General features: G+C 75.6%; 10 protein-coding genes. 1 reads left to right on the forward strand and 9 read right to left on the reverse strand.

Annotation, left to right across the window (positions count from 1 at the left end):
* From MHW47_RS26215 to MHW47_RS26230, 4 genes are all read right to left on the reverse strand, one after another.
* Positions 1-362 (reverse strand): XdhC family protein (locus MHW47_RS26215; protein ID WP_239226240.1); only part of this gene is annotated, 362 nt, incomplete at its 3' end.
* Positions 355-2,493: a xanthine dehydrogenase family protein molybdopterin-binding subunit gene (locus MHW47_RS26220; RefSeq protein WP_239226241.1), complete on the reverse strand. Its 2,139-nt coding sequence runs from the start codon at positions 2,491-2,493 to the stop codon at positions 355-357. The genes MHW47_RS26220 and MHW47_RS26215, both read right to left, overlap by 8 nt.
* On the reverse strand, positions 2,490-3,482 hold the full coding sequence (locus MHW47_RS26225) for a xanthine dehydrogenase family protein subunit M (protein WP_239226242.1): 993 nt from the start codon (positions 3,480-3,482) through the stop codon (positions 2,490-2,492). The genes MHW47_RS26220 and MHW47_RS26225 overlap by 4 nt, the downstream gene beginning before the upstream one ends.
* Positions 3,479-4,036, reverse strand: coding sequence for a 2Fe-2S iron-sulfur cluster-binding protein (locus MHW47_RS26230; RefSeq protein ID WP_239226243.1), 558 nt, complete (start codon positions 4,034-4,036; stop codon positions 3,479-3,481). The genes MHW47_RS26225 and MHW47_RS26230 overlap by 4 nt, the downstream gene beginning before the upstream one ends.
* A gap of 233 nt (positions 4,037-4,269) precedes the next feature.
* On the opposite strand from MHW47_RS26230, the gene MHW47_RS26235 reads away from it, so the two are divergent.
* Positions 4,270-4,851 carry a TetR/AcrR family transcriptional regulator gene (locus tag MHW47_RS26235; protein ID WP_239226244.1) on the forward strand — a complete coding sequence of 194 codons (582 nt, stop codon included), beginning with the start codon at positions 4,270-4,272 and terminating at the stop codon, positions 4,849-4,851.
* A gap of 19 nt (positions 4,852-4,870) precedes the next feature.
* Here MHW47_RS26235 and MHW47_RS26240 read toward each other — a convergent pair whose 3' ends face one another.
* The 5 genes from MHW47_RS26240 to MHW47_RS26260 all read right to left on the reverse strand — a co-directional run bounded on the left by MHW47_RS26240 (position 4,871) and on the right by MHW47_RS26260 (position 10,048).
* Positions 4,871-6,112 carry a VWA-like domain-containing protein gene (locus tag MHW47_RS26240; RefSeq protein WP_239226245.1) on the reverse strand — a complete coding sequence of 414 codons (1,242 nt, stop codon included), beginning with the start codon at positions 6,110-6,112 and terminating at the stop codon, positions 4,871-4,873.
* Positions 6,109-7,371: a MoxR family ATPase gene (locus MHW47_RS26245; protein WP_239226246.1), complete on the reverse strand. Its 1,263-nt coding sequence runs from the start codon at positions 7,369-7,371 to the stop codon at positions 6,109-6,111. The genes MHW47_RS26240 and MHW47_RS26245 overlap by 4 nt, the downstream gene beginning before the upstream one ends.
* Positions 7,372-7,474: 103 nt before the next feature.
* Positions 7,475-8,884, reverse strand: a complete 1,410-nt coding sequence (locus MHW47_RS26250) for a hypothetical protein (protein WP_239226247.1) — start codon at positions 8,882-8,884, stop codon at positions 7,475-7,477.
* A gap of 113 nt (positions 8,885-8,997) precedes the next feature.
* The gene (locus tag MHW47_RS26255; RefSeq protein WP_239226248.1) at positions 8,998-9,450 is read right to left on the reverse strand and encodes an NAD(P)H-dependent oxidoreductase; all 453 of its coding nucleotides are present in this window, start codon (positions 9,448-9,450) and stop codon (positions 8,998-9,000) included.
* Positions 9,451-9,514: 64 nt separating this feature from the next.
* Positions 9,515-10,048: a hypothetical protein gene (locus MHW47_RS26260; RefSeq protein WP_308381718.1), complete on the reverse strand. Its 534-nt coding sequence runs from the start codon at positions 10,046-10,048 to the stop codon at positions 9,515-9,517.
* Positions 10,049-10,159 lie beyond the last annotated feature (111 nt).

Raw genomic sequence — 10,159 nt, forward strand, 5'->3', positions numbered from 1 at the left:
GCCTCGCGCCGGGCGGCGGCCGCCGCGGCCGTCCGGAGCGCGCGGTCGGCCGCACGGACCGGCGTGACCAGGATGTCGAGGACGCCGCCGCAGGTGAGCCCGGCGGCGTAGGCGTCCTCGTCGCTGTAGCCGAAGCGCCGGTACACGGTGCGGCCGTCGCGCAGGGCCTGTGCGCACAGTTCGTACACCTCCGCCTCCACGCAGCCGCCGGAGACGGAGCCGGTGACGGCCCCGTCCCGGTCGACGGCCAGGGCGGCGCCGGGGCCGCGCGGTGCGCTGCCGTCCACGGCGACGACCGTGGCGACGGCGAAGTCCCGGCCGTCCTCGAACCAGGCGTGGAGCCGGTCCGCGATGTCAAGCACCCGTGGACCCCTCGGCGGCTCGCAGGACCCGGTCCGGGCTGATGGGCAGGTGCCGGTGGCGGACACCGGTGGCGTGCCACACCGCGTTGGCGATGGCCGCGGCGACGCCCACGATGCCGATCTCGCCGACGCCCTTGATGCCGACGGGGTCGCCCGGTACGGGGTCGTCCACCCAGTCGGCCTCGACGTGCGGCACGTCGGCGTGCGCGGCGACGTGGTATCCGGCGAGGTCGGCGTTGACGTGGGTACCGCTCGCCGTGTCGCGCACCGCTTCCTCGTGGAGGGCCATGGACAGCCCCCAGGTCATGCCGCCGGTGAGCTGGCTGCGTGCGGTGAGCGGGTTGACGATGGTGCCGGCGGCGAAGATGCCGAGGAGGCGGCGGACGCGCACCTCGCCGGTGCCGGTGTCCACGGCGGCCTCGGCGAACTGCGCGCCGAAGGAGTGCCGTTCCTGGGGCGGCAGGGCGGCGATGGCGTCGGCGGTGTCGGAGCGGGCGGTGATCCCCTCGGGCGGGATCGCGCCGCCTAGCGCGAGCCGTTCGCGTACGTCGGCCGCCGCGAGCCGTACCGCCCAGGACCAGGAGCGGGTGCCGGTGGAGCCGCCGGCGATCATGGCGTGGCCGAGGTCGCTGTCGCCGATGCGGACGCGGATGTGTTCGGGGGCGGCCCCGAGCGCGTCGGCGGCGACGAGCGTCAGGGCGGTGCGGGCGCCGGTCCCGATGTCCGAGGCGTTGACCCGTACGGTGAAGGTGCCGTCGGCCTCGGCGGTGACCGCGGCCGTGGAGCGGCCGACGCCGGAGTGGTAGGCGGCGGCGGCGGTTCCGGTGCCGATGAGCCAGCGGCCCTCGCGGCGCACTCCGGGGCGCGGGTCGCGGTCCGCCCAGCCGAAGCGGCGGGCGCCCTCCTCGAAGCAGGCGAGCAGGTTGCGGCTGCTGAACGGGAGTCCGGAGATCGGCCCGGTGGCGGGTTCGTTGCGGGCGCGCAGCGCGATCGGGTCCATGCCGAGCCGCTCGGCGAGTTCGTCGAGCGCCGATTCGATGGCGAAGGAGCCGGGGGCCTCGCCGGGGGCGCGCATCCAGGTGGGGGTCGGCACGTCGAGCCGGACGACCCGGTGGCGGGTGCTGTGCGCGTCGGCGTCGTACAGGACCCGGCCGAGCGCGGCGCTGGTCTCGACGAACTCGTGGACCTGGGAGGTGAGGTTGAGCGCCTCGTGCTCGAAGACGCGCAGCCGGCCGTCCGCGTCGGCGGCGAGCCTGACCCGCTGGGCGGTGGGGCTGCGGTAGCCGACGAGCGAGAACATCTGGCGCCTGGTCATGACGACGCGCACGGGGCGGTGCAGGGTGGTGGTCGCCATGACGGCGGCCACCTGGTGGGCGTTGACGCCCTTGCTGCCGAAGGCGCCGCCGATGTGCTCGGAGCGCACCCGTACCGAGGCCGGGTCCAGCGAGAAGAGGGTGGCGAGTTCCGCGGCGACCCAGGAGCTGCCCTGGTCGGAGTCGGTGACGTGGAGCCGTCCGTCGTCCCAGTGGGCGGTCGCGGCGTGCGGCTCCATGGTGCAGTGGTGTTCCTCCGGGGTGGTGTACTCCTCGTCCATCACGCACGCGGCGCCGTCGAGGGCTGCCGGGAGGTCGCCCTTGTCCGCGTCGGCCCGGACCATGGAGCTGTCCTCGGGCCGGTAGGCGCCTTCGTGGCCGGCGCGGAACTCCACGTCGTGGGGTTCGGCCCGGTATTCGACGACGAGGGCTTCGGCGGCCTCCCGGGCCTGCTCCGGCGTCTCCGCGACGACGAGGGCCACCGGCCAGCCGGCGCAGGGCACCCGGTCGTGCTGGAAGAGGCCGACGACGGGGTTGGGCCGGCCCAGCATGCCCACGTAGTCGGCGTTCACGCGCGGGACGTTGCCGTGGTGCAGGACGGCGAGGACGCCGGGCATGGCCAGGACGGGTTCGTCCGCCACGGCGGTGATCCGTCCCCGGGCGATCGTGGAGAGGACCAGCCAGCCGTGGGCGAGCCGGGTGAAGGGGATGTCGCCGGCGTAGCGGGCGGCGCCGGTGACCTTGTCGCGGCCCTCGACGCGGCTGCGTCCGGTGCCCACGGCCCCGGTGGCGGCGGGTGTGCCGGTCGTCGTGGTCATCGGGCGGCCTCCTCGGTGAGTCGGGTGAGCACGGAGACGACGAGGTTGCGGGTCAGGGCCACCTTGTAGCCGTTCCGGGGCAGCGGCCTCGCGGCGGCGAGTTCGGCGTCGGCCGCCGCGGCGAAGGCGGCCGGGTCGGCCGGTCCGCCGGTCAGGGCCCGTTCGGCGGTCCGGGCCCGCCACGGCCGGGACGCGACGGCCCCGAACGCCAGGCGCACCTCGCGTACCGTCCCCTCCCGGACGTCGAGCGCGGCGGCGACCGAGCCGATGGCGAAAGCGTACGAGGCGCGTTCGCGCACCTTGCGGTAGCGGGAGTGCGCGGCGACCGGGGCGGGCGGCAGGGTGATTCCGGTGACGAGGGCGCCGGCCGGCAGCGCGGTCTCCATGTGCGGGGTGTCGCCCACGGGCAGGTAGAAGGCGTCGAGCGGCAGCGTGCCGGGGCCGTCGGCCGTTTCGTAGGTGACGACCGCGTCGAATGCGGCGAGCGCGACCGCCATGTCGGAGGGGTGGGTGGCCACGCAGTGCTCGGAGGCACCGAGGACGGCGTGGTTGCGGTGCTCCCCCGCGAGGGCCGGGCAACCGCTGCCGGGGACGCGCTTGTTGCAGGGCTTGGCCGGGTCCGCGAAGTATCCGCAGCGGGTGCGCTGGAGCAGGTTGCCGCCGGTGGTGGCCATGTTGCGCAGCTGCCCGGACGCTCCGGCGAGCAGGGCCTGGGCCAGGGCGGGGTAGTGGCGGCGTACGTCGGGGTGGGCGGCCAGGTCGCTGTTGCTGACGGTGGCGCCGACGCGCAGTCCGTCGGCGGGGCTGTACGCGATGGTGTCGAGCGCGAGTTCCTGGACATCGACCAGGAGGCCGGGGCGTTCCACGCCGGCCTTCATGAGGTCGACGAGGTTGGTGCCGCCGCCGAGCAGCCGCGCCTCGGGGTCGGCTGCGAGGAGGGCGACGGCTCCGGCGACGTCGCGGGCCCGCTGGTATCCGAACTCCCTCATGCGACCGGCTCCTTGTCCTCGCCCGCGACGGCTCCGGCGGCCCGGGCGACCGCCCGGACGATCTGGGTGTAGGCCCCGCAGCGGCACAGGTTGCCGCTCATCCGCTCGCGGATCTCGTCGTCGGTGAGCGCGGGCGGCGCCGCTTCGGGCCGTACGTCGTCGGTCACGGCGCTGGGCAGGCCCGCGGCGTGCTCCTCGATGACGGCGACGGCGGAGCAGATCTGCCCGGGCGTGCAGTAGCCGCACTGGAAGCCGTCGAGGTCCAGGAACGCCTCCTGGACGGGGTGCAGCCGGTCACCGTCGGCCAGGCCCTCGATGGTGGTGATCTCGCGCCCCTCGGCGGCCACGGCGAGCTGGAGGCAGGCCAGGGACCTGCGGCCGTCGAGCAGTACGGTGCAGGCACCGCACTGGCCGTGGTCGCAGCCCTTCTTGGTGCCCGTCAGGTCGAGGCGTTCGCGTAAGGCGTCGAGCAGGGTGGTGCGGTGGTCGACGGGCAGCGTGTATTTTTCGCCATTGACGCGCAGGGTGAGGGCGCTGGACGTCGCTGGGGCCATGATGTGCCTTCTTTCGCATGGCATGGGTGCGCCGGACGAAGCGGTTCGGTTCGCGGGCCGGTGCGGCGGGAGACGGGGGCGGGCGGGCCGGCGGGAGACCGGTCGGCCGAGTGGCCCGATCCGGCGCTACGGTGAAGACAAGCGGACAGCTGTCCGCTTGATGGTCGAACCTAACGGACGGCTGTCCGGTGAAGCAAGGCCGATTCCCGGCCGTGACGCGTGAGGGGGAAGGTGTGCGCGAGGCGAGGAGCACGCCCACGCGCCCGGACGCGCAGCGCAATCGCGAACGCATCCTGGCCGTGGCACTGGCGGAGCTGACCCGGGCGGCGGACACCCCGGTGAGCGTCATCGCGCGGCGGGCCGGGGTCGGCCAGGGCACCTTCTACCGGAACTTCCCGAACCGCGAGGCGCTGGTCCTGGAGGTCTACCGGTACGAGATGCAGCAGGTCGCCGACACGGCCGCCCAGCTCCTCGCGGACCGCCCGGCCGACCGTGCCCTGCGCGAGTGGATGGACCGCCTCGCCCGGTACGCGATGGCCAAGGCCGGTCTCGGCGCGGCCCTGCGCGCGGCGACCAGCGGCCACGGCAGCCTGGCCCAGGTCGGCCACGGCCCGGTGACCGAGGCCATCGCGCTCCTTCTCGCGGCGAACGAGGCGGCGGGCACCATCCGCCCCGGCGTCACCCCGGACGACTTCCTCCTCGCGATAGCGGGCCTGTGGCAGCTCGACCCGCACAGCGCCTGGCAGCCCCGCGCCGCCCGCCTCTTCGACCTGGTGACGGCGGGTCTGCGCGCGGGGGCGCCGGGGGCGGGGTGAGGGCGCGGGCCCCACGGCCTCAGCGGCGTCCGATGTGCACCACGCGCGCCCACTCGGGCGGTGCCTCCGGCACGTAGTCGGGGTTCTCCTCGTCCCAGGAGGCTGTGCACCGGTCGAAGAGGCCCACCACCGTCCGGCACGCCGGCCGGGCCCCGGGCCACGGCGTCTGACCGTCCGTCAGGACGACCACCACATCGGGACGCGGGTGCCGCCGCAGAGCCCTGGCGAAGCCCGTGCGCAGGTCCGTACCGCCGCCGCCCACGAGCGGGATGCCCTCCGCGCGGCACAGCGGGTGAACGACGAGGGCGGCCGCGTCGCACGGCAGCACCGTCACCAGATCCCGCCGTCCGCCCACGGCGCGGGCGATCGCGGCCACTTCCAGGAGCGCGCTGCCCAGTTCCGCGTCGCTGACCGAGGCGGAGGTGTCGATGACCACGGACACGTGCGGCGGTCTGCGCCGCAGGCTCGGCAGCACCGCGCCCGGCACCCCCGCCGACCGCCGCGAGGGGCGCCCGTAGGAGTAGTCGTCGCCCGCGCCGGCCCCGGAAACGGCGGAGCGGACGGCGGCCCCGAGCAGGTCGCGCCACGCCTGCGGCGGGTGGAACGCCTCCTCGGCCCAGCGCTGCCAGGACTTCGGAACGCGGCCGGGCCGGCCGGTGATGCCCTGGGCCACCCGGAAGCGCACGGCGTCGCGTTCCTGCTCGCTGAGCCCGTGCGCGCCGGCCGGTCCCAGCTCCCAGTCCCGGTCGAGGCCGTCCGAGCCGCTGCCGCAGTCCAGCCAGGCGAAGTCCGCCGTACGGGGCCCGAGCCGGAACATGCGCAGGTACTCCTCCATCGGCTTACCCTCCGGCAGGCCCAGCGTCAGCGGCCGCACCACGTCCTCGGGTTCGTCCAGCCCGTCCCCGTAGGCGTCGTCGTTGATCTCGCAGTCGGCCGCGATGTTCACGCGCAGCCGCTCCCCGGCGCCGGTCAGCCCGTGCTCGCGCAGGTACCGGTCGCCGCGCCCATGGTGGTCGCGCAGCAGGTGCGACACCTCGTGCACCCACACTCCGGCCAGCTCCGCCACCGGGGTCCGGTCCACGAACCCCGGCGAGACGTAGCAGCGCCAGTGGCGGTCGACGGCCATCGTCGGAACCCGCCGCGACTCGACCACGTGCAGCGCGAACAGCGCCGTCGCCAGGTAGGGGCGGGCCCGGACGGCCAGCAACCGGGCGGCGAAGAGTTTGTGGCGGTCCAGGGCCGCCCGCCCGGTCCCGGTCACCGGCCGCCCTTCGTCGCCGCGGCCGCGCGGGCCGCCGCTTCCCCGGCCCGCCGGGACAGCGACACGACCCCGGCGAGCGCCTCGATCGACGCGGGCACGTCCCACTCCTCGCGCCGGAACGCGGCGAGGGTGGTCGCGGGTACGACGACGAGGTCGGGCGCGCCGGTCTCGGCGGCGCGCACCAGCAGCGACCACGCCGCGTCCCACCGGGCCCGGTCCGGGCGGTTGCGCACCGCGGCGACGACCCCGTCGAGCACCGCCTGCCGCAGGTCGCCCCGCTCGGGCAGTACGGCGGCGGCCGGGTCGGCGAGCAGGGTTTCGGGGTCCGGGAGGTCCATCCGGTCCATGGCGGCCAGCAGTTCCAGCCCCGGCCCGTCCCCCACCGTGCCCCGGACCAGCAGCGACAGCACGTCCCGGGAGGCGCCCGCGGCGGTCGCGAAGGCGATCAGGGTGAGGGTCATGTCCCAGCTCCGGGGCGACGGCCAGGCCCCGCCCCTGCGTGTCTCGCCGCTGGGCAACCGGTGGACGAGCGAGGGGCGGGCCGCGAGCAGGCCGCACACCGCGCGCCGCGCGAAGTCCACGGCTCCGGCGAGGTGTTCGGGGCGGAGCCGGGGCAGGGTGGCGCGCGGCCAGGTTCCGCCCAGTCCGCGCACGACGACGTCGTGGTCGTGGACCCACTGGAGGTGCACGAACCGGTTGGCGAGCGGGGGGCTCAGCTCCCAGCCGTCGGCCGCCGAGGAACGGGGGTTGGCGGCTGCCACGATCCGCACCCCGGGCGGAAGTCGCAGCGCGCCGACGCGCCGTTCGAGTACGAGCCGCAGCAGGGCGGCCTGCACGGCGGGCGGGGCCGTGGACAGTTCGTCGAGGAAGAGCAGGCCCCGGCCCGCGCGGACCAGGCGCACGGCCCAGTCCGGCGGTGCCATGGGGACGCCCTGACCGGCGGGGTCATCGCCGACGACGGGCAGGCCGGAGAAGTCGGACGGCTCGTGCACGCTGGCGATCACCGTGGTCAGGGGCAGGTCGAGGTCGTCGGCGAGCTGGGTCAGGGCCGCGGTCTTGCCGATGCCCGGTTCCCCCCAGAGCAGGACGGGCAGGTCGGCCGCGACGGCCAGTGTCAGCGCCTCCAGCTGGATATCGGGGCGGGCTTCGGTCGTCGTGTCGCGCAGCAGCGCCGTGAGTGCCCCGGCGATGTCGAGCTGGGAGGCCGGGGACGGGCTCCCGGGGTGGTCGGCCGGGGCGGAAGGGGCGTGGACGGGCATGGGTCATCACCTTGGTGGTCGTGGTGGAATCGGGTCACAGGCAGGTGGGGCCGGTTCTCCGTGCGGGAGGGAGCCGGCGGTGGGGACGGGGCGGAGGCACCCGTCAGCGGCGCTCCGCCCGGCCCGGGCGTGAGCGGCGGTCGCGGGGGCACGGTGGACCGGGGCGGTGGACGCTGCGGGGGCCCGGTTCGACCAGATCGGCCCGGTACAGGCCGTAGGTGATCCGCCGCAGCGCCGCCGTCTCCAGTTCGTCGCGCAGCGGCCCGTCCCAGAGCTGCGCCCCGGCGCCGAGCAGTCCTTCGACGACGGCCAGCGCTCCGGCGAAATCGCCGTGGTCGAGCCGTTCGCGTACGCCGTCGAGGCAGTCCGGACGACGGTGGGCCTCGTCGATGGCGCGCAGGCACGGCAGCGGGGCGCCGCTCAGGGCGGCCAGCAGTTCCTCGCGCCGGATCTCGGCCGGGTCGTGGTCCAGGGCGGTCAGCACCCCGTCGACCGGTCCGATGCGGTGCCGGGCGCCCCGACAGTCCACGAGGCGCGGGGCTCCGGTGTCTTCCGCGGCCGAGGCGGCCGGTACGGCAGGGCCGTACTCCGGGACGAGCGCGGCCCGGACGAGCGGGTGCAGTCGGCCGGCGTCGAGCACACCGGCCCGGAGCAGCTCCAGGTCGGGCAGCATCCAGGTCGCCGCGTCGGGGAGCACCGGGGCGGTCCGCCCGCCGTCGGTCCGGGGGTGCGCCGGCCGCAGGGCGGGCGGCTCCCCGTCCCGGGGGTCCGCGAGGACGTCGAGGACCAGCCGGTGCCGGCCGCCGAACCGTACGGTGACCGCCGTGGCGGCGCGGCCCTCGGCCCGGAGCAGCAGGTCCGCCTCCGCCGCCCAGCGGTCGACGGCGCAGCGGCGTCCCGGTGGCACGTGGTCGAGCAGCTCCGGGTCCGTCGGGCCCTCCCCCGCTGCCCGGTCGGCTCCTGCCCGATGGCGCAGTTCGGCGGCGCGGCGTGCGTCCCAGAGGTGGCGGTGCAGGTCCAGCCGGAAGCGCCGGCTCGGGTGCGGGTGGGGGTGGAGGCGGGCGGTCGTGGTGCCGGTGCCGTCCCACAGCCCGAGGCTGATCCGCTGGCCGGCGTCGGCCCAGGCGGGCGGGGTCCTCGCCACGAGCCACAGCGGCGCGGGAGTGCGGGCGGGGCCGGCCTGTGGCTCGGGGTCGTACCGCGCGAGCGCGATCGTCAGTCCCGGCCGCAGCAGTCCGCGCGGGGCGATCCTCGGCAGGTGCCAGCGCAGCAGATCCGGTGCCAGGTGGCGCAGATCGGCGCGTACGCGGGCGGCGAGGTCCCGCCCGTGCGTACGGGCCAGGGCGCGGGGGGCGAAGTCGACGTCGACACCGGCCGCCGCGCACGCTCCGGCCCAGTCACCGGCACGGCGGCGCGCGGTCGCGGTCTCGATCATGGTGGGCGGCACGGCGAACTCGCGCACGCGCAGCCAGAAGGACAGGAAGGGGTCTCCGTCGGCGGGATGAGTGGCCATCAGCACTCACCTTGCGCGGACGGGGCCCCCAATCTTTGGAGAGAGTGAGTCGTCATCGCCGCACAGCGTAGCGTCCGGGTGACGTTCGCGCAGCCCCCGGGGCGCGGGCGGTGTCAGTCCGTCAGGCCCGCTGCCAGGGTGGCGCCCAGTTCCCAGCAGGCCTCCGTGTCGGTCCTGGTGGGTTCGCCCGTCGCCTGCACGGCCTCGGCTGCGCGGCGCCAGCCGAGGCCGGTGGTGATCGTCTCGATGGCGCGTACGGCGCCGGTGACGTCGTTGCCGCCGTGTACGTAGTAGCCGAAGGGGCGGCCCCGGGTGGTGTCCAGGCAGGGGTAGTAGATCTGGTCGAAGAAGTGCTTGAGCGCGCCGGACATGTAGCCGAGGTTGGCCGGGGTGCCGAGCAGCAGTCCGTCCGCCGCCAGTACGTCGGAGGCGGTCGCGGCGAGTGCGGCGCGCCGGACCACGCGCACGCCTTCGATCTCGTCGGTCGTCGCTCCGGCGACGACGGCCTCGAAGAGGGCCTGGCAGTTGGGCGACGGGGTGTGATGCACGATCAGGAGAGTGGGCACAGCATCGAACCCTGCCGCGCCCGTCCCGTCGTCGCAAGCCGGATGCGGCGGGTGCGGGGCGGTGTCAGGAGCGGTGGCCGAAGAACTCGACCTCGGCGACGGCCACCCGGCGGCCCTTGCCCGTACCGTACGCGGAGTCGACCGTCAGCCGGACGCGTACGGTCTGCGAGCCCCGGACGTCGAAGGTCTGCTGGCCGGCCTGGTCCTTGAGGCGGATCGTCTTCGTCCTCGTGGTGCCGTCCTTCGCGGTCAGTTCGGCGACGAGCCGGGCCGGGCGGGCCTGGGTCAGGAACTCGTCCGTACGCGCCGACGTGCCCGGGAACACCACCATCTTCAGCATCCGGACCGGCGTGTCGAACTCGCACTCCAGGAACTCGCCCGCCGCGTCGCCGGTCTCCTCGGGCGCCCAGTACCGGTTGTTGAAGCCGTCGAACGCCGCTCCGGCGGCGTGCCCCTTCGCCGCGCTGGAGCCGTGGCAGGCGGTCGGGGGGATCGACTCGGGCGCGCCGGTCTCCTCCTTGGCGAGGCCGAGCAGCCCCGACAGGTGCGGCAGCGCGAACCACACGGCGGCCAGGACGAGCAGGAGCGCGAGCGGCACCCCCAGGCGCGGGGCGCGCCGTCGCCGCCGGGGGCGCGCTCCCGCCTCGTGGCCCCGGCGAGGACGGCCCCGCGAGATGATCCGGCGCCACCACGGCGGGCGTACGGCCGG

Origin of the sequence: Streptomyces sp. OfavH-34-F, from assembly GCF_022347745.1 — a bacterium.
Taxonomy (GTDB): Bacteria; Actinomycetota; Actinomycetes; order Streptomycetales; family Streptomycetaceae; genus Streptomyces.